Source organism: Shinella sp. NM-101, assembly GCF_021401195.1.
Taxonomy (GTDB): Bacteria; Pseudomonadota; Alphaproteobacteria; order Rhizobiales; family Rhizobiaceae; genus Shinella.
This window is the reverse complement of the sequence record NZ_JACBFT010000006.1, coordinates 1-20,183: the sequence shown is the minus strand read 5'-3', so window position 1 is coordinate 20,183 and position 20,183 is coordinate 1. Positions and strand designations below refer to the sequence as shown.

The window sequence follows — 20,183 nt, the reverse complement described above, 5'->3', positions numbered from 1 at the left end:
GAAAGCACTCCCATGGACGTCAAGACCAACGGCAATATTTCCTTCTGGTACGCCGACATCGGCGGCCTGCCGCAGCAGCGCGCCTCTCTTCCCGGTGACCGGGAGGCCGATGTCTGCATCATCGGCGCGGGCTTCACGGGCCTGTGGACCGCCTATTACCTGAAAAAGGCCGATCCCTCGCTGAATGTCGTCGTCGTCGAGCGCGAATTCGCCGGCTTCGGCGCCTCCGGCCGCAACGGCGGCTGGCTTTCGGGCGGCTTCGGCTGGTCGCGCGAAAAATACCTCAAGACCTCCACCCGCGGCGCGGTCATCGACATGCAGCGCGCCATGGCCGGCACGGTGGACGAGGTGATCCGCGTCGCCGAGGCCGAGGGCATCGACGCCGACATCCTGCGCGCCGACAACATCACCGTCGCCACCAACCGGCCGCAGCTCGACCGCGCCCGCGAGGAATACCAGTTCTATCTCGACTGGGAGATGCCGGCCGCCCGGATCGAGATGCTGTCGGCGGAGGCGGCCGAAAGGCGCATCCGCATCGCCGACATTCAAGGCGCCTTCGTCATCCGCGACATGGCGCGCGTGCAGCCGGCCAAGCTGGTGCGCGGGCTTGCCCGGGTGGTCGAGGGCCTCGGCGTGCCGATCTTCGAGGGAACGTCGGTCACACGCTTCGAGAAGGGCCGCGTGACGACCGATCGCGGCATCGTGCGCGCGCCGGTCGTCATCCGCGCCACGGAGGGTTTCACCGCCGGCTTTCCCGGCGAGGAGCGCACCTGGCTGCCGCTCAACAGCGCCCAGATCGTCACCGAACCGGTCCCGGACGCCCTCTGGAAGGAGATCGGCTGGGAAGGCCACGAGCTTCTGGGCGATGCCGCCCATGCCTATTGCTACGCCCAGCGCACCCGCGAGGGCCGCATCACCATGGGCGGTCGCGGCATGCCCTATCGGTTCGGCTCGAAGACCGACGTCAACGGCCGGACGCAGCAGGCGACCATCGATGCCCTTCACGCCATCCTGACCCGCCTGCTGCCGCAGACGAAGCCGCTGAAGATCGACCATGCCTGGTGCGGCGTGCTCGGCGTGCCGCGCGACTGGTGCACGACGGCCGGGTTCGACCGCTCCACCGGCATCGGCTGGGCCGGCGGCTATGTCGGCCTCGGCGTCTCCAGCTCGAACCTTGCCGGCCGGACGCTGGCGGACCTCGTGCTGGACCGCCAGACGGAGCTGACCGGCCTTCCCTGGGTCAACCGCACGGTGCGCAAGTGGGAGCCGGAGCCCTTCCGCTGGCTCGGCGTGCACTCCATGTACCAGCTCTACCGCATTGCCGACGAGCGCGAATCCGCCGGCCTGCCGCAGACATCGAAGCTCGCGGCCATCGCAGACACCATCACCGGCCACTGAGCCGCCCAAAGGACATATCCATGATCAGTTTCGAGAATTTCGGCGACCTTCTCGGCCTCGACATCGGCGCCTTCGCGCCGAAGCCGACCTCCATCGAAGGCGACCAGCAGGAGGCCGCGATCGTGCTCTGGTCGAGCCCGAACGGCCGGATGGAGACCGGCATCTGGGAATGCACGCCCGGCCGCTTCACCGCCGATCGCAGCGACAATGCCGAGATCTGCCACCTGCTTTCCGGCCGCGTGACCCTTCACAACGGCGACGGGTCCGCGCGGGAGATCGGCGCGGGCGAAATGTTCGTGCTGCCGCTCGGTTGGCGCGGCGAATGGACGATCCACGAGCAGACCCGCAAGATCTACACGATGGTTGCCGGCGGCGTGTGACCGGAACGAAGGGAGCCTCGATGACCGACGCCTTTGCGAGCCTGTTCACGCCCTTGAAGATCCGCGGCGTCGAGCTGAAGAACCGGATCATGTCGAGCGGCCACGACACGACGTTGCCGACGGACGGGCTCGTCAACGAGGCGCTCCTCGCCTACCACGCCGCCCGCGTGAAGGGTGGTGTCGGGCTGATCGTCAGCCAGGTGGCGGGCGTGCACGAGACGGCGCGCTACACCTCGCACATGCTGATGGCGACGGACGACGACTGCATCGAGGGCTACCGGCGCCTTGCGGACCTCTGCCACGCCGGGGGCTGCGCGCTCTTCTCGCAGCTCTTCCATCCCGGCCGCGAGATCATGGAGGGCGGCGACGGCCTGCTGACGGTCGCCTATGCGCCGTCCGTCTCGCCGAACGAGCGCTTCCGCGTCATGCCGCGGGCGCTCGACAGGGACATGATCGACGAGATCGTCGCCGGCTATGCGGCCGCGGCCCGACGCATGCATGCGGCCGGCGTCGACGGCGCGGAATTCGTGGCGAGCCACGGCTACCTGCCGGCGCAGTTCTTCAACCCGCGCGTCAACCGTCGCACGGACGACTACGGCGGCGCGCTGGAAAACCGGCTGCGTTTCGCGACGGAAGCGCTCACGGCGATGCGGGCGGCGACGTCGGAGGATTTCGTCATCGGCATGCGCATCAGCAGCGGCGAGCGCGACGAGCAGGGCCTTGCCGATGACGAGGCGCTGGAGATCTGTCGCCGGCTGGAGCCGATGCTCGACTATGTCAGCATCACCACGGGCACCTCCGCCTCGCTCGGCGGCGCCGTGCATATCGTGCCGCCCATGGCCTATCGCGCCGCCTATCTTGCGGGTGATGCGGCGCGGTTCCGCAAGGACCTTTCCATCCCCGTCTTCGTCACCGGGCGCATCAACCAGCCGCAGGAGGCCGAGGCGGTCATCGCGAGCGGGGCGGCGGATGTCTGCGGCATGACGCGGGCGATGATCTGCGACCCGGACATGCCGGGCAAGGCGCACGAAGGCCGCACGGACGACATCCGCGCCTGCATCGCCTGCAACCAGGCCTGCATCGGCCATTTCCACCGCGGCGTGCCGATTTCCTGCATCCAGCATCCGGAAACCGGCCGCGAGACGCGGTTCGGCACGCTGGCGCCGGCCATCCGGCCGAAATCCGTCATGGTCGTCGGCGGCGGGACGGCGGGCCTCAAGGCCGCGGCCGTCGCCGCCGCGCGCGGCCACAGGGTGACGCTCTACGAGGCGGCCGGCCAGCTCGGCGGCCAGGCGCTGCTGGCGCAGCAGCTTCCCCGCCGCGCGGAGTTCGGCGGCATCGTCACCAACCTTTCCCGCGAGGTCGAGCTCGCCAATGTGCGCGTGCAGCGCGGCGTGCGCGTCGACCGCGCGCTCGTCGAGGCGGAGCGGCCGGACGCCGTGATCCTTGCCACCGGGGCGCGGCCCTACCGGCCGGAGATCCCGATCGACGACAGCATCCAGGTGGTCGATGCCTGGCAGGTGCTGCGCAAGGAGGTCAGGACCGGCGGCCGGGTCGTCGTCGCCGACTGGCGCTGCGACTGGATCGGCCCCGGCATCGCCGAGCTCCTGACGAACGAGGGCTGCAGCGTCGACCTCGCCGTCAACGGAACGCATCCCGGCGAACTGCTGCCGCTCTATGTTCGCGACAACATCGCGGCCGAGCTGCACCGCATCGGCGTGCGCGTCACCCCCTATGCCCGCCTTTACGGCGGCGACGGCGGCACGGTCTACATGCAGCACACGGCGAGCGAGCAGCCCATCCTCTTCCAAGATGTTGAGACGCTGGTGCTCTGTCTCGGGCACGAGCCGGTGGATCCGTTGAGCGACATGCTCCGCGGCCTCGTGCCGGAGGTGCATGTCATCGGCGACAGCCTGGCGCCGCGCACCGCGGAAGAGGCCGTCTATGAGGGACTGAAGGTGGCCGCTTCGCTCTGAGAGGCGAGGCGGGAACAATTCTTCCATTTTCTGCAACGGCGGGCGGAATGATCCGCAAGGCGCGGCATCCGGTTCTCGCAACCGTGCGCCGCCGCTTCGGGCATTTCCCGGAGAAGGCGCGACGGACGACGACACACCTACAGGTTCAGGCAAGTTCATCCCTGTATCGAGCAAGCTGCCAGATCATGATTTGTGTGTTCGTTCGCTTGCTTTTTCCAGGACTTTGCTCATGACGTCGATCGTTTCCTCGCTCAGCATCAGCCAGATCCGGCAGCTTTCCGATGCGACGATCCGGGACTGGTCGACGGACGACGTCGCCTCCCTCTCCACCGGCCAGATCGGCGCCTTTTCATCCAGGCAGATCGCCGCCCTGGAGGTCGAGGATATCGAGATCCTCAGCTCCGGGCAGATCGGCGCCATCGCGCAGAACGCGATCGTCGGCCTGTCGCTGGACCAGATCGGTGCCCTCAACAAATATACCGACGGCCAGATCGAGAGCCTGACCACCGCCCAGATCGCCGCGCTGACCACCGGCCAGATCGGCACGTTCTCGTCCGACCAGGCCGAGGCGCTGACGGCCTCGCAGGTGCAGGCGCTGAGCTCCGCCCAGCTCGCCGCGCTCGATCCGGAAGACCTCGAAACCTTCTCGACCCAGGACATGGCGGCGATCAGCTACAAGGCGGTGCAGGGATTGAGCACCGCGGCCATCGCGGTGCTGTCGGCCGAACAGATCGGTGCACTGGCCCCGCTCAGCCTCGCCGGCCTCACCGCCTCGCAGTCCGGCGCCCTCACGCCCGATCAGATCGAGGCGATGACGACGGCGCAGGTCGCGCTGCTGAAGCCCGCACAGATCGCCGCGCTCAGCACCGAGGCCGTCAAGGCCTTCTCCGAAGCGCAGATCGCCGCGCTCAGCACGAGCGCCATCACGGGTCTTGCCCCAGCGCAGATCGCCGCGCTCGAACCGGAGCAGATCGAGGCCCTGTCGCCCGCGCATGTCAGGGTGCTCTCCGCCCAGCAGCTCGCGGCCATCAGCCCCGAGGGCCTCGTCACCTTCTCGACCGGGGATATCGCGGCGATTTCCGGCAAGGCTCTGCCCGGGCTCGGCACAGCTGCCATCGCCGAGCTGTCGACGGACCAGGTCGCCGCGCTCAGCGTGAAGACCATCCAGGGCATGACACCCGCCCAGATCGCCGCGTTCACGCCGGAACAGACGGCCGCGCTGACGACGGCGCAGATCGCCGCCATGACCGCCGCACAGATCGGGGCCTTCAGTACCGACGACCTCGCGGAACTGCCCGCCGGCAAGGTCGCCGCCCTGTCTCCCAACACCGTCAGGGGACTGGGCGTCGGCGTCATCGCCGCCCTCACGCCCGAGCAGGTCGCCGCGCTCACGCCCGCCCAGATCGCCGTCCTCGACGCCAAGCAGGTCGCCGCCCTTTCCGTGGAGAGCATCGAAGCCCTCTCCGCCGGCCAGATCGCGGCCCTGAGCAGCGCCGGGGTGAAGGGGCTTACGCCCGTCCAGATCAAGAGCATGAGCCTCGAGCAGATCGAGGCCTTCACGCCCGCGCAGGTGCGGGTGTTCACCGCCCAGCAGGCCGCGGCCCTCGACGGCGAGGCCATCGCGACCTTCTCGCCGTCAGACATTGCGGCCCTCTCCGCAAGCGCCATTGCAGGCCTCACCTCCGACGCCATTTCAGGCCTCACGCCGATACAGATCGCCGCGCTCGGCCCGGCCGCGATTGCAGGTCTCAAGACGGAACAGCTCGCTCTCCTCGACGATACCCAGGTCGAGGCCTTCACGCCGGCCCAGGTCAAGGTCCTGTCCGCCGTGCAGCTCCGCGCGCTCGCGCCCGATACCCTCAAGACCTTTTCCAGCGCCGACATCGCCGCGATCCAGAACAGCGCGCTTCCGGGACTGACCACACAGGCGCTCGCCGCCCTCACCACCGGCCAGATCGCAGCCCTGACAACCGGCCAGATCACCGCCCTCAAGCCCGCGCAGGTCGCAGCGCTCGACGTGGAACAGGTCGAGGCCCTTACGCCCGCGCAGGTGAAGGCGATGACCGCTGCGCAGCTCGCCGTCCTTTCTGCGGACGCCTTCGCGACCTTCTCGACGGCAGACATCGCCGCGCTCACCGCCAAGGCCGTTCCCGGTCTCGCCAGCGCGGTCATTACCGGGCTTTCGGACGAGCAGATCGGCGCCCTTGGCGCCACCGCGCTCGGCGGTTTCACGACCACCCAGATCCGCGCGCTGAGCGCCCACCAGGTCGAGTCGCTGTCGCCGGCGCAGCTCGTCTCGCTGAATGCCGCGCAGATCGCCGCGATGAACAGCGAGGCGCTCGCGCAGCTCTCGCCTGCCCACATGGCCGCGATCAACAGCAGGGCCATCACGGGCCTTCCCACATCCGCCATCGCCGCCTTCTCGCCCGAACAGATCGCCGCCCTCAGCCCCGCCGTCATCGCGGCCCTTTCCAACACCCAGGTCGGCTTGCTCAGCACGGAGCAGGTCGAAGCGCTGACGCCGGACCAGATCCGCGGGATGAGCGCGCGGCAGATCACGGCGATCAGCGCCGAGGGCATTGCGACCTTCTCCACGGCGGACATGGCGGCGATCAGCGCGAAGGCCATGCCCGGCCTCGGCAGCGCCGTCTTCGCCGGACTGTCGTCCGCCCAGGTCGCCGCCTTGTCGACCACGCAGATCGCGGGTCTGTCGGCAGCGCAGGTCGCCGGCATGACGCCGGCCTTCCTCGCCTCGCTGACGACCGCGCATATTTCCGCCCTCTCCTCGGGCGCGGTCGGCAGCCTGACGCCCGACCAGATCGAGGCCCTGACCACCGCCCAGGTCGAGGCGCTGTCGCCGACGCAGGTCAAGTCCCTGACCTCGGCCCAGCTTGCCGCCCTCGGCGCGGCCGACCTTGCGACCTTCTCGACGCAGGACATCGCCGCGATCACCGGCAAGGCCGTCGCAGGACTCAGCGCCGAGGCGATCGCCGGGCTCTCCCTCGCCCAGATAAGCGCCCTCGGCCGCGCGACGCTGTCCGGCATGACCTCCGCGCAGATCGAAGCGCTCTCGACCGCCCAGATCGCCGCGTTCTCCACCACGCAGATCAACGCCCTCACCTCCGCGCAGGTCGCCGCGCTCGAGCCGCAGGACGTGCGCGTGCTCTCGGCCGCGCAGATCGCGGCGCTCTCCAGGGGCGCGGTCTCCGGTATCGCACCGGATATCTTCGCCTCGCTTTCCGCCACCCAGATCGCGGCCCTCAGCACGAGCGCCTTCGCCAGCCTCGCCACCGGCCAGATCGAGGCGTTGAGCTCGGTTCAGGTGAGCCAGCTTTCCGCCGTCCATCTCAAGGCGCTGACAGCGGCGCAGGCCGGGGCGCTCGACCACGACATCAAGGCCCTTTCCACCGAGCAGATGGGCTATCTCACTTCCTCGGCGATCGGCGGGCTGCGCCCGGACCAGATCGGTGCGCTCGCCCCCAGCCAGCTCGCCGCCCTGACGACGGCCCAGATCGGGGTGCTTTCCTCCGGCCAGATCGCGGCCCTGAACCCCGCCGACGTCGCCGCGCTCACCAACGCCCAGATCGCCGCGCTCAGCGCGTCCGGCGTTTCCGGCCTCACATCGAGCCAGATCGCCGCCCTCGACACCGACCAGATCGCAGCGCTCGGCACAAAGCAGATGGCTGCGCTCACCGCCTCGCAGATCCCCGCCTTCAGCACCGTCCAGATCGCATCCCTGACGACGGCGCAGATCGCCGCGCTGAACGCGGGCAGCATTTCCGGCTTCACCTCGCAGCAGCTTTCCGTGCTCAGCACCAGCCAGGCGGAAGCCCTGACGAGCGCGCAGGTCGGCGCGCTCAATTCCGAGCAGATCGCGAAATTCGGCACCGCTGAAATCGCCACCTTCTCCACGAAGGACATCGCGATGATCAGCTCAAGCGCCATCCGCGGCCTGTCGCCGGCGACGATCGCCTCGCTGTCGACCGCGCAGGTCGCCGCCCTCAGCGCCTCCGCCATCGCGGCGATGACCACGCAGCAGATCGAGGCGCTGAGCACGGCCCAGGCCGAGGCCCTTACCCGGACACAGATCGGCGCGTTGAGCTCGACGCAGCTTGCCGCGTTCGGACCGGACGACATCGCGACCTTCTCCGTGCAGGAAATGGCTGCCATCACCGCGGGCGCGCTGCCCGGCCTTTCGACCGATGCCCTTGCCGCCCTTTCGACGTCGCAGGTCGCCGGTCTCAGCGCGGGCAGCATCGGCGGGCTCACGACGAAGCAGATCGCCGCCCTCAGCATCGCGCAGGTCGAAGCCCTCACCACCAGCCAGATCGGCGCGCTCAGCGCCACGCAGCTCGCCGCCTTCCCGGCCGACGGCATCGCCACCTTCGCGACGCGCGAAATCGCCGCCATCGGCTCGGACGCCATTGCCGGCCTCTCGACCGCGGCCATCGCAGGCCTCTCAACGGCGCAGGTCGCCGCCCTCGGCACCGCGGCCATCGGCGGGATGGGCAGCCGCCAGATCGCCGCCCTCACCAGCGCTCAGCTCGACGCGCTGACGACGGCCCAGGTCAGCGCGCTCAACGCCCGCCAGATCGGCAATCTCGGACCGGACTATATCGCCACGCTCTCGCCCGCGCAGATCGCGGCCCTCGCCACCGCTGCGGTCTCCGGCCTCACGCCCGAGCAGATCGCCGCGTTCACCACGGCACAGGCCGAAGCGCTCACCCCGACGCAGGTCGCCGCGCTCAGCTCGCGCCAGATCGCCGCGCTCGACATGGCCAAGCTCGACACCTTCTCCGTCGCCGACATGGCGGCGATCAGCTCGGGCGCCATGGCGGGGCTTTCGACGGGCATGCTCGCCTCGCTGACGACGAGCCAGATCGCCGCCCTCGGCCCGGCCGGGCTGTCCGGCATGACGGGCGACCAGATCGCCGCGCTCTCGACAGCCCAGGTCGAGGCGCTGACGACGGCGCAGGTCGCCGCCCTCGGCTCCAAGCAGGTCGCCGCACTCGGCACGGACGACATTGCGACGCTCTCGCCCACGCAGATCGCCGCCCTTGGCTCCGCAGGCGTGGCCGGGCTGACCTCGGCACAGATCGGAGCCCTTTCGCAGGCCCAGGCCGAGGCGCTGACGAGCACGCAGATCGCCGCCCTCACCGCGACGCAGATCGCCGCCTTCAGCGCAACGAACCTCGAAACCTTCACGCCCGGCGAGATCGCCGCGATCACCTCCCGTGCCGTCGCGGGCCTGCCGACGGCGGCGATCGCCGCCCTCACGCCGGCCCAGGTCGCCGCCATCAATGCAGCCGGCCTGACGAGCGTGCAGATAGGCGCCTTCGGCAACAGCCAGCTGGAAGCCCTCACCAGCCTCCAGATGGCAGCGCTCGGCTCAGCGCAGGTGCCTGCCCTCGGCACCGCCGGCATCGCCGCACTGTCGCCGGACCAGATCGCCGCGCTCAGCACCGCCGGCATCGCCGCGCTCAGCACCCAGCAGATCGCCGCGCTCTCGACCGCCCACGCCGAAGCGCTGACCAACACCCAGGTCGGCGCGCTGACCTCGCAGCAGATCGCCGCGTTCGGCGCCGACGACCTTGCCCTGTTCTCGACCGCCGACATCGCCGCCATCGGCTCGCGGGCCATCCTCGGCCTGTCGACGGGCATGATCGCGTCGCTGACGACCGCGCAGATCGCCGCCCTCAGCACGGCCGGTGTCTCCGGCCTGACGAGCGACCAGATCGTCGCGCTGAATGCCGAGCAGGTCGAGGCGCTCACCGCCACGCAGATAGGTGCCCTCACCTCGCGCCAGATCGCCGCCTTCGACGCGAGCGACATCGCCCTGTTCACCACAGGGGAGATCGCGGCGATCGGCTCGGCGGCCATCGCCGGCCTTTCCACATCCATCCTTGCCGGCTTCACGCCGGAACAGATCGAGGCCCTCAGCCCCGCCGGGATCGGCGGCATGACGACGGGCCAGATCGGTGCGCTCAGCCCGAGCCAGACGGCAGCGCTTTCCACGGCCCAGATCCATGCACTCGCCTCCAGGCAGGTGGCCGCGCTCACCGTCGGGGACATTGCCGCGCTGACGCCCGGCCAGATCGCGGCCCTCAGCGCGGACGGCATCGCCGGCCTCACCGGCACGCAGGCCGCCGGCCTCACCTTCGAGCAGGCCGAGGCCCTGTCGGCCAGCCAGATCGCGGCGCTGACATCCGCGGCGCTCGGCGGCCTTTCGAGCGAAGCGCTCGACACGTTCTCGACGTCCAAGCTCGCGGCAATCAGCTCTGGCGCCATCAAGGGCCTGTCGCCCGGCTATCTGGCCAGCCTGTCGGAGGCCGAGATCGCCGCCTTGAGCACGGGTGCCATTTCCGGCCTCGGCAGCGCCCAGGTCGCGGCGCTCTCGACCGGGCAGATCGACGCTCTCTCGATGGCGCAGATCGCCGCGCTGGGCACGCCCGGCACCGCCGGCCTGACACCGGGCCAGATGCAGGCGATCTCGACCGAGGAGCTTGCGGCCATGAGCCCCGGCGCGATCAAGGGTCTTTCGCCGGCCGTCATCGGCGCGCTCTCGTCGAACAGCATCGCGGCCCTGACGACGGGCCAGATCGCCGCGCTTACCTACAGCCAGGTGAACGCCATGAGCACGTCGCAGGTGGCAACGCTTTCGACCGCGCAGGTCGGCGCGATGACGGCGACGCAGGCGGCAGGCCTCGGCGCCGACGACCTCGGCACCTTCTCGGTCGAGCACATCCTCGCCCTCAGCACGAGCGCGATCGCCGGGCTGAGCACGGCGGCACTCGCCGGCCTGACCAACGAGCAGGCGAACGCCTTCACGCCCGGCCAGCTCGCCGCGATGACACAGGCACAGGTCGACGCGCTGCCCCGCGGTCCCGGCGCATCGAGCTTCTCCGCATCGGGAACCGAGACAACGTCGACCTCAAGCACGGAAAGCCCGGCGCAGACGCCTCAGTCCGCCTCCGATCCGCAGAACGAGATCGCGGCGATCATCTCGTCCTATCTCGAGATCTGAGCGTCAGGCCGGCAGGCGGCCGTCGAGCGTCGCAAGGCGGCCGTAGAGGTCCGGGCGGCGGTCGCGGAAGACGCCCCAGGAGCGGCGCTGGTGGGCGATGGCGTCGAGGTCGAAGGTGGCGGTCAGCACCGTCTCCGTCGTCCGGTCGGCCTCGGCCACCTTGGCGCCGGTGGGATCGGCGATGAAGGACGAGCCGTAGAAGGTGATGCTCGTGCCGCTGCGCCCCTCTTCCGTGCCGATGCGGTTGGAGGCGACGAGCGGCATGAGGTTTGCCCCGGCATGGCCCTGCATCACCCGCTGCCAGTGCGCGCTGGAATCGAGGCTCGCATCGTGCGGCTCGGAGCCGATGGCGGTCGGATAGAGCAGGATTTCCGCGCCCTGCAACGCCATGGAGCGCGCGGCCTCCGGGAACCACTGGTCCCAGCAGATGCCGACGCCGATGCGGCCCGCGCGCGTGTCCCACACCTTGAAGCCGGTATCGCCGGGGGAGAAATAGAACTTCTCCATATAGCCCGGCCCGTCCGGCAGGTGGCTCTTGCGGTAGTTGCCGAGCACCCGGCCGTCCGCGTCGATCACCGCGACGCTGTTGAAGCAGGACTGGCCGGCGCGTTCGAAATAGCTGAGCGGCAGCACGACGCCGAGCTCGGCGGCGAGCTTGGAAAAATGTGCGATCAGCGGATTGCCCTCGAAGGGATGGGCAAGCGCGAAGAATTCGTGGATCTGGTCCTGGCAGAAATAGGGTGCGGCGAAGAGTTCCTGGATCAGCACCAGGTCCGCTCCCTTCTCCTTCGCCTGCCGGACGAGCCCTTCGGCCCGCTCGATATTGGCCTTCTCGTCCCAGATGCAGGCCATCTGCGTGGCGGCCACCGTGACATTGCGCATTCTCTGTGCTCCCTGTTCTGAACCTCAGGGACCGTCCGGCTTGAATTCCCGGCCGCCCCGTCTATCCTGTCCCCATGCGACCCGACCTCACCTTCGAGCAGCTCCGGCACTGGAGCAGCGGCATCACCGCTGCGGTCAGCGCCACCTTGCCCGAGGAGATCTCGGCCCATTTCACGGCCGGCGCGCGCCATCTCGTCGCCTCCGACCAAGTCTATATCGGTCTCTACCTGCGCGACAGCGCCTCGATCACTATCTACGAGCGCGATCCCGACCACTGGAACCGCAACTACGATACCCGCAAGTACCGGCAGGACCCGTTCTTCCGCCTCTTCGCCGGCACGCGGCAGGATTTCCTGCTGCCGCTCTCCGCGCTCGACAAGGGCGATTTCCACACCAGCGCCTATTACCGCGACTTCTACGAGCCCTCCGGCAGCTTCGACGAGATCACCGGCGTCTTCAACTTCGACCGCAACGCCGCCGGCTTCGTCACGTATCTCCGCCGCCGCGGCGCCCGCCCCTTCGGCACCGAGGACCTCGCGGTCGCCGAGGCGACGGCCGACGCAACCCGCCTCGTGCTCGAACGGCTCTGGCGGCAATGGCGCCCGCCCGGCGAAAACCGCCTGTCGCTTGCCGGCCTCAGCCCGCGCGAGCGCCAGATCGCCCTCCTCCTCATCGACGGCGGCTGCGCCAAGACGATCTCGCGCGACCTTGCCATCGCCCCCGGCACCGTGCGCAACCACATCAAGACCGTCTACCGAAAGCTCGGCCTTCACTCCCAGGTCGAGCTGATGGCCGCCGTGCGCGAGGCCGGGACGGCCCCTCATCCGGCTGCTTGAATGCGCCGTTGCCTTTCTTCCCTTCTCCCCTCGGGGAGAAGGTGGCCCGAAGGGTCGGATGAGGGGGCGCGGCACCGAAAGACTTATCTTTTTGCCTTCGGCATCCCCCTCATCCGCCTGCCGGCACCTTCTCCCCGCAGGGGAGAAGGGGAATGAGGCAACGGTTTCCTTCCATATGCGACGGCCCTTCCGTAAAATGAGATACGGGCAAACCTATTGCCCGGAGACGATGCGCGTCCACATGCGGTTCTGCAGGCGCAGCAGCTTCGCATCGCTCGATTCCACCACGAAGAGCTTGGCCTTCACGTCATCCGGCGGGAAGACGCCGGGGTCCTTCGCCACCGCCTGGTCCATCAGCGGCAGCGATTCCGGGATCGGGTTGGCATAGGAGACGTAGCTGGAATTGGCCGCCGGATGTCCGGGTGCATGTTGAAGTCGATCCAGGCGAGCGCGTTTTCCGGATGCGGCGCATCCTTCGGCACGGCCATGGTGTCGAAGTTGATCAGCGTGCCCTCCTTGGGGATGGAATAGGCGATCTCCAGCTTCTTCTCGCTTTCGGCCGCCCGGGCCTTGGCCTGCAGGATATCGCCCGACCAGCCGAGCATGACGCAGATGTCGCCATTGGCGAGGTCGTTGATATAGCGCGAGGAATGGAAATAGCGGATGTGCGGGCGCACCTTCAGCAGCAGGTCCTCGACCTTGGCGATATCGTCCGGGCTGGTCGAATGCGGGTCGATGCCGAGATAGTTCATCGCCATGGGGATGATCTCGGCCGGCGCGTCGATCATCGCCACGCCGCAATCGGCGAATTTTTCCGCGACGGCGGGGTCGAAGACCATGGCGAGCGAATCGACCGGCGCGTCACCCATGCGCTGCTTGACCGCCTCGATATTGTAGCCGACGCCGTCGGTGACGGCCATGTAGGGCACGGCATAGGCATTGTCCGGGTCCGCGCCCCTGATCAGCGACAGCGCCTGCGGATCGAGCCTGCCGATATTGGAAAGCTTCGCCTTGTCGAGCGGCTGGAAGGCGCCGGCCTTCACCTGGTTCTTGAGGAAGGGATAGGCGGAAGGATAGACGACGTCGTAGCCCGAGCCGCCCGTCAGCATCTTGGTTTCCAGCACCTCGTTGCCGTCATAGACGTCGTAGACGACGCGGATGCCGGTCTCCTTCTCGAATTTCTCCGCCGTGTCGGGCGCGATATAGTCCGACCAGTTGTAGACGTTGACGACCTTTTCCTCCTGCGCCCACGCGCCGCCCGAAGCGGCGAGAAGGGCGAGGATCGAGACGAGCGTTCTGCGCATGGCTTTTCTCCGTCAGGCTTTCGTCTGGCCGGCATAGACCGGCAGGGTGATGCAGGCGACATTGCCGCCGCCGAGCAGGATTTCGCGGGAATTGTCGATGCCGACGATGCGATGATCAGGGAAGAGCTCGGCGAGCTTGGCTTTCGCGGCACGGTCCAGTTTTTCGTCGTCGAACTGCGGCACGACGACGACGGAATTGCCGGGATAGTAGTTGATATAGGTGGCGGCGATGCGGTTGCCGGCCGGGCGCGCCCAGGTGCTGTCGACCTGGTCGACACCCGCCGCCTCCTCCGCCGTCATCTCGATGGGGCGGGGATGGTGGATGCGGTGCAGTTCGAGCGAACGGCCGCGCGCATCGCGGGCCGAGCGCAGTACCTCCTCCACCTCGCGCACGATCTCGTATTGCGGATCGTCGCGGTCCTCGGTCCAGCTCAGCGCCACCACGCCCGGCCGCACGAAGCAGCAGACGTCGTCGATATGGCCGTCCGTCTCGTCGAAGCAGAAGCCGCGCGGCAGCCAGATGACGTGCTCCAGCCCGAGATAGTCGCAGAGCTGCTGCTCCACCGCCGCCTTGCCGAGATGGCCGTTGCGGTTGCGGTTGAGGAGGCACTGTTCCGTGGTGATCAGCGTGCCCTCGCCGTCGCATTGCAGGCCGCCGCCCTCGGCGATCAGCGGCGAGCGGTAGCGGGCCATGCCCTCGGTCTCCAGCACCTTGCGGGCGACGAGATCGTCGAGGTTCCAGGGCGAATAGAGGCCGCCGTCATTGCCGCCATAGGCGTTGAAGGTCCAGTCGACGCCGCGGACCTCGCCATGGTCGTTGACGACGAAGTTCGGGCCGCTGTCGCGCAGCCAGGAATCGTCCGTCGTCATTTCGATGAGCCGCACGCTTTCCGGCAGCATGGCGCGGGCGTTGAGCCACTGGCGGGAAGAGACGGCGATGGTGACCGGCTCGCTCTCGGCGATCGCCGCCGCCACCCTGGCGAAGAGCTTCTGGGCGGGCTTTGCGCCGAGCCGCCAGGTGTCCGGCCGCTCCGGCCAGATCAACCAGCAGCCGGCCTTCGGCTCGAATTCCCCCGGTGCGCGAAAGCCGTCGGCCTTCGGCGTGCTTGCAAGCGTGCGTACCATGGTTCCCCCGTCGCGAAATGTCGGGGGGATTAAGGCAAACGCGGCCCTTTCGGGTCAATGTCCCATTTGGGATACCTCGAAGACCGCCAGCACGTCGCCGGCCTGGAGATAATCGCCGTCCCTGGCGCGCAGGCGCAGGCGGCCGGCCTTGGGGGCAAGGACCTGCGTCTCCATCTTCATCGCCTCCATCACCGCGACCAGATCGCCTTCGGCGACCGTCGCGCCATCGGCGACCTTGAAGGCCTGCAACGTGCCGGAGACCGGGGCGGCGATGCCGTCTTCCGCCGGCTTGCTACCGGCCGCGCCGGTCGCGGCAACGCCCTGCCCCGCCGCGCCGAGGCCGGCGAGAAGCAGGCTCGGCAGCGCCAGCGAGACGCGCCTGCCGTCGATTTCGAGATGGGTGCGGACCAGCGACGGATCGGCGACGGGCTCCGGCCGCATCGCGGCCTCCGGCATGGCGGCGAAGTCGGTCTCGATCCAGCGGGTATGGACCTTGAAGCCGTCCGTCCCGATGAAGTCCTCGGTGTCGATGGCCGCGCGGTGGAAGGGCAGCACGGTCGCGACGCCTTCGATGCGGAATTCACGGAGCGCCCGGCGGGCGCGGCGCAGCGCTTCCTCGCGCGTCGCACCTGTCACGATGAGCTTGGCCATCAGCGAATCGAAGACGCCGGGGATCGTCGAGCCGGTGACGACGCCGCTGTCGAGGCGGACGCCCGGACCGGACGGCGGATCGAAGGCGGTGATCGCGCCCGGCGTCGGCAGGAAGCCGCGACCGGGGTCCTCGGCATTGATGCGGAACTCAATGGAATGGCCGCGCGGCTCCGGCGTCTCGGTGACGGCGAGCGGCTTGCCCTCGGCGATGCGGAACTGCTCGATGACGAGGTCGATGCCCGTCGTCTCCTCGGTGACCGGGTGCTCGACCTGGAGGCGCGTGTTCACCTCCAGGAACGAGATGGTGCCGTCGGCGCCGAGCAGGAATTCCACCGTGCCGGCACCGGAATAGCCGGCAGCGGCACAGATCGCCCTGGCGGCGGCATGGATGCGCGCGCGCTGTTCCGGCGTCAGGAAGGGCGCGGGCGCCTCCTCGATGAGCTTCTGGTTGCGGCGCTGCGCTGAGCAGTCGCGGGTGCCTAAAACCAGCACATTGCCGTGCCTGTCGGCGATCACCTGCGCCTCGATATGGCGCGGCCGGTCGAGGAAGCGTTCGAGGAAACATTCGCCGCGGCCGAAGGCGGCGGTCGCCTCGCGCACGGCGGATTCGTAGAGGTCGGCGACCTCCTCCATCTTCCAGGCCACCTTGATGCCGCGCCCGCCGCCGCCATGCGCCGCCTTGATGGCGACCGGCAGGCCATGCTTTTCGGCAAAGGCGATGACCTCGGCCGCCGACGAGACGGGGCCGTCGCTGCCCGCGACGAGCGGCGCGCCGACGCTGGTGGCGATGCGCCGCGCCTCGACCTTGTCGCCCAGCGCCTCGATCACCTGCGGATCGGGGCCGATCCAGATGAGGCCTGCATCCTGCACGGCCTTGGCGAATTCCGCCCGCTCGGAGAGGAAGCCATAGCCGGGATGCACGGCATCCGCGCCGGAGCGCCTGGCGATGGCGATCAGCTTGTCGATGTCGAGATAGGTCTCGGCCGGGCGCACGCCATCGAGGCCGTAGGCCTCGTCGGCAAGGCGCACGAAGAGCGCGTCGGCATCCGGGTCGGCATAGACGGCGACCGACTGGAGGCCGTGGTCGCGGCAGGCGCGCAGGATGCGCACGGCGATCTCGCCGCGATTGGCGATCAGCACTTTCTTCATGGCACTCTCCTATCGGGTCGCGGCGATTTCGGCGAAGGGGCCGATCGGGCGGAAACGGATCTTGGCGTTGATGGGAATCTGGCCGGCAAGGTCCAGATGGTATTCGGCGACCGCGCCGATGACGGGATAGCCGCCGGTCAGCGGATGGTCGGCGAGGAAGAGCACCGGCTGGCCGCTGTGCGGCACCTGGATCGCCCCCGTCGCCGTGCCCTCGCTCGGCAACTCGGCGCTGTCCCTGCGCTCCAGCGGCACCTCGCCGGCAAGGCGGATGCCGACGCGGCTCGATTGCGGCGTGACCTGCCAGAGCTGGCCCGTCAGCGTCTCGATGCCCTTTTGCGTGAACCAGTCCGTGCGGGGCCCGAGCACCACATCGAGCGTCACGACATCGCCCGCCGACGGCAGGTCGAAGGCCGGGGCCTCGTCGAGGGAAACGCTCGCAAGCCCCTCCCCGCCCCTGAGCGCCAGCACGGTCCCGGCCGTCACCGGCTCGGGGCCGACGACGGCGAGCGTATCGGTCGCCGCGCTGCCGAGCGTCGGCGCGACATCGAAGCCGCCGCGCACGGCGAGATAGGCGCGCATGCCCTTCTTCGGCTGGCCGATGGTCACGACGTCGCCGGGCTCCAGCGAGACCGGCTCGTAGGTCGAAAAATCCCGGCTGCGGCCGGCGGCATCGCGGACCGTCACCGCCGAGGTGGCGCCGGCAAGGCCGATCACCGTTCGGGCATTGCACGCGAAGGAGAAGCCGCCGAGGGTGAGTTCGAGGACCGGCGTGTTGGCCGGGTTGCCGACGATGCGGTTCGCCGCATTGAAGGCGGCGCGGTCGAGCGCGCCGGAGGCGGAAACGCCCTGCCCCGTCTGGCCGAAGCGGCCGAGGTCCTGGAAGACGGCCGGCATCGGCGCGGCGAGCACCTTGAACTGCGGCGCTTGCGGCGCGACGGCGCGTTCCTTGCGGGGCGCGGCTTGCGGGATGCTGACGGTCCTGCCCGGCTGCTCCATGTCGAAGAAGCGGACGCGGTAGCCCGGCTGGAACAGCGCGCCGGGATCGCGGTCGATGTCCCACATCCTGACGGGCGTCGTGCCGATGATCTGCCAGCCGCCGGGGCTTGCCTGCGGGTAGACGCCGCTGAAGGCGCCGGCAAGCGCGACGGAGCCGGCCGGGATGCGGGTGCGCGGGCTCTTGCGGCGCGGCACATGCAGCGCCGGATCGCCGCCCACGAGATAGCCGAAGCCCGGCGCGAAGCCGCAGAAGGCAACGGTGAATTCGCTCTCCGTGTGGCGGCGGACGACTTCCTCCACGCTGAGGCCCGTCAGTTCCGCGACGTCGGCGAGGTCCTCGCCGTCATAGCGCACCGGGATTTCCACCAGATGCTCGGAGGGCGCGATCTTCGCCGAGAGGTCGCGGGTGGCGATCCGCGCGGCAAGCTCGGCCGCCGTCACCTTTTCCGGGCGGAAGCGGATCATCAGCGTGCGCGCCGCCGGCACCATCTCCTCGATGCCGTCGACCGGGTCCGCCTGCAGCGAGGCGAAGAGCGCAAGCGTCTCGTCGAGATCGGCGAGCTCGACGAGGATGGTGGTCAGGCTGACGGGTAGGAAGCGCATCGCGCCCTCACGCCACGCCGGCGAAGGAGCGGATGGTAATGCCCTCCGCTTCGAAGCGGCGGCGGATTTCCTGCGCGATGGCGACGGCGCCCGGGCTGTCGCCATGCACGCAGATCGACTGCGCCTCGACGCGGATCGTGCTGCCGTCGATGGCCTCCAGCGTACCCTCGCGGGCAAGCTGCACCATGCGGTCGGCTATCGTCTTTTCGTCGTGCAGCACGGCGCCGGCCTCGCGGCGCGAGACCAGCTCGCCCTTCGGCGTATAGGCGCGGTCGGCGAAGGCTTCCGCAACGACGGCAAGGCCGGACCGGCGGGCGAGATCGAGGATCGGCGCATTGGCAAGGCCCATCAGGATGAGCGAGGAATCCACGGCCTTGATGCCGTCGATCACCGCCTGCCCCTGCTTCGCATCATAGGCGATGCGGTTGTAGAGCGCGCCGTGCGGCTTGACGTAGCGCACGGTGGTGCCGGCCGCGGCGGCGACGCCCTTGATCGCGCCGATCTGGTAGATCACGTCGGCGATCAGCTCTTCGGGCGTGGCATCGAGATCGCGGCGGCCGAAGCCGACGCGGTCCGGGTAGGAGACATGGGCACCGACGACAACGCCGTTCTTCGCCGCCGCCCGCACCGTCCTGTAGATGCCCGCCGGGTCGCCCGCGTGGAAGCCGCAGGCGATGTTGGCGGAGGAGACGACGGCGAGCATCGCCGCATCGTCGCCCATGCGCCAGGCACCGTAGCTTTCGCCGAGATCGCTGTTGAGATCGATAGCAGCCATGATCGTGTTTCCTTTCGCTGGTCGCGCCCGCGGTTGCGTCCGGACGAGCATGCTCCGTCGTACAAGAATGTCAATATTGTTCAACAATAATTCCATATCGTTCCGTGTATCGGCCTTTTTATCCATCTGATAGCAAAGGACTGGCGGCGATTTTCGTCCCTGCCCTCCCCCATTCGTGCTAAGGCCACCCGTAGAGAACAGGGCATGTCCGGCCATGAGCCGGAGCGAGGGAACGCAATGACCGAGGATGGAGAGGGCCTGCCGCTTGCAGACCGCCTGGCGCGGCGCATTCGCGCGCTGCTGATCTCGGGCGAGCTTTCGCCCGGCCAGCGCCTCTCGGAAGCCGCCTTCAGTGACAGGTTCGACGTATCCCGCAACTCGCTGCGCGAGGCTTTCCGCCTGCTCACCAAGGATGGGCTGCTCCACCACGAGGCCAATCGCGGTGTCTTCGTCACCGTGCCCAGCATGGCCTCGATCATCGATATCTATCGCGTACGGCGCATGCTGGAATGCGGCGCGCTCCGGCAGGCCTGGCAGCGGCATCCGGCGATCAAGGCGATGCGCGAAGCCGTCGGCGCGGCGAAACGCGAGCGCGACAAGCGCGACTGGATCGGCGTCGCCAACGCCAACATGCGGTTCCATGCGGCCGTCATCGACCTTTCCGACAGCGTGCGGCTCAACGAGTTCTACGAGCGCATCGCGGCGGAGCTGCGCCTCTGCTTCGGGCTGCTCAAGGACCCCGAGCACCTGCACGCGCCCTTCGTCGACATGAACGACGCCATCGTGACGCTTCTCGAGGAGAACCGGCCGCACGAGGCGGCGGCGCAGATGGAGACCTATCTGAACCTTGCCGAGCGCACCATGCTGAAGGCGCTGGAACGGGCCTCCGAGCACGCGTGAGCGGCGGCGGCCCTCCCTTACATCCCACGGCTATCGCCTATGGAATGCGGCGGCGCCCCATCACCTTTGTAACTTCCCTTGGCCCGCGTTTGGCGCTGTAGTGCGTGTCGCGGTGGCGGATGAGAGACCGCATGACCTTTGGGCTTGCAAGCCCGTGGGAGAGCTCGGGTCATCATCCGCCGTT

Annotated in this window: 13 protein-coding genes; 6 read left to right on the top strand and 7 right to left on the bottom strand. The window is 68.8% G+C overall.

The features are described from left to right. Positions 1 to 12: 12 nt before the first annotated feature. The 4 genes from L0976_RS13110 (at position 13) to L0976_RS13095 (ending at position 10,778) form a co-directional block, all read left to right on the top strand. Entirely contained in the window at positions 13 to 1,398 is a 1,386-nt protein-coding gene (locus L0976_RS13110) for an FAD-binding oxidoreductase (RefSeq protein ID WP_234187768.1), read from the top strand. Between the two features lie 20 nt (positions 1,399 to 1,418). After that, the gene (locus tag L0976_RS13105; protein ID WP_234187766.1) at positions 1,419 to 1,778 is read left to right on the top strand and encodes a cupin domain-containing protein; all 360 of its coding nucleotides are present in this window, start codon (positions 1,419 to 1,421) and stop codon (positions 1,776 to 1,778) included. A 20-nt stretch (positions 1,779 to 1,798) separates the two neighbouring features. Next, entirely contained in the window at positions 1,799 to 3,754 is a 1,956-nt protein-coding gene (locus tag L0976_RS13100) for an FAD-dependent oxidoreductase (protein ID WP_234187765.1), read from the top strand. A gap of 229 nt (positions 3,755 to 3,983) precedes the next feature. Further along, positions 3,984 to 10,778, top strand: coding sequence for an S-layer family protein (locus tag L0976_RS13095; RefSeq protein WP_234187763.1), 6,795 nt, complete (start codon positions 3,984 to 3,986; stop codon positions 10,776 to 10,778). A 3-nt stretch (positions 10,779 to 10,781) separates the two neighbouring features. Here L0976_RS13095 and aguB read toward each other — a convergent pair whose 3' ends face one another. Further along, positions 10,782 to 11,660, bottom strand: coding sequence for an N-carbamoylputrescine amidase (gene aguB, locus L0976_RS13090; protein ID WP_234187761.1), 879 nt, complete (start codon positions 11,658 to 11,660; stop codon positions 10,782 to 10,784). A gap of 74 nt (positions 11,661 to 11,734) precedes the next feature. Here aguB and L0976_RS13085 point away from each other — a divergent pair, with 74 nt between their 5' ends. Further along, entirely contained in the window at positions 11,735 to 12,496 is a 762-nt protein-coding gene (locus L0976_RS13085) for a response regulator transcription factor (protein WP_234187759.1), read from the top strand. A 213-nt stretch (positions 12,497 to 12,709) separates the two neighbouring features. On the opposite strand, the gene L0976_RS28780 is transcribed toward L0976_RS13085, so the two are convergent. From L0976_RS28780 to L0976_RS13060, 6 genes are read right to left on the bottom strand one after another with little or no spacing between them, the layout of a single operon-like run. Then, the gene (locus tag L0976_RS28780) at positions 12,710 to 12,850 is read right to left on the bottom strand and encodes a hypothetical protein (RefSeq protein ID WP_370643653.1); all 141 of its coding nucleotides are present in this window, start codon (positions 12,848 to 12,850) and stop codon (positions 12,710 to 12,712) included. After that, positions 12,850 to 13,800, bottom strand: a complete 951-nt coding sequence (locus L0976_RS13080; RefSeq protein ID WP_370643652.1) for an extracellular solute-binding protein — start codon at positions 13,798 to 13,800, stop codon at positions 12,850 to 12,852. Before L0976_RS13080 ends, L0976_RS28780 begins: the two co-directional genes overlap by 1 nt. A 12-nt stretch (positions 13,801 to 13,812) precedes the next feature. Next, complete coding sequence (gene aguA / locus L0976_RS13075; protein WP_234187757.1) at positions 13,813 to 14,925, bottom strand: agmatine deiminase; 1,113 nt, start codon at positions 14,923 to 14,925, stop codon at positions 13,813 to 13,815. 54 nt (positions 14,926 to 14,979) lie between these two features. Beyond that, positions 14,980 to 16,725, bottom strand: a complete 1,746-nt coding sequence (locus L0976_RS13070; RefSeq protein WP_234187755.1) for a biotin carboxylase N-terminal domain-containing protein — start codon at positions 16,723 to 16,725, stop codon at positions 14,980 to 14,982. Positions 16,726 to 16,734: 9 nt separating this feature from the next. Continuing rightward, on the bottom strand, positions 16,735 to 18,324 hold the full coding sequence (locus tag L0976_RS13065; protein ID WP_234187753.1) for a 5-oxoprolinase/urea amidolyase family protein: 1,590 nt from the start codon (positions 18,322 to 18,324) through the stop codon (positions 16,735 to 16,737). Between the two features lie 7 nt (positions 18,325 to 18,331). After that, complete coding sequence (locus L0976_RS13060; protein ID WP_234187751.1) at positions 18,332 to 19,099, bottom strand: LamB/YcsF family protein; 768 nt, start codon at positions 19,097 to 19,099, stop codon at positions 18,332 to 18,334. A 237-nt stretch (positions 19,100 to 19,336) separates the two neighbouring features. Between L0976_RS13060 and L0976_RS13055 the strand changes: the two genes are divergently transcribed. After that, positions 19,337 to 19,999: a GntR family transcriptional regulator gene (locus L0976_RS13055; protein ID WP_234187749.1), complete on the top strand. Its 663-nt coding sequence runs from the start codon at positions 19,337 to 19,339 to the stop codon at positions 19,997 to 19,999. Positions 20,000 to 20,183: the final 184 nt, after the last annotated feature.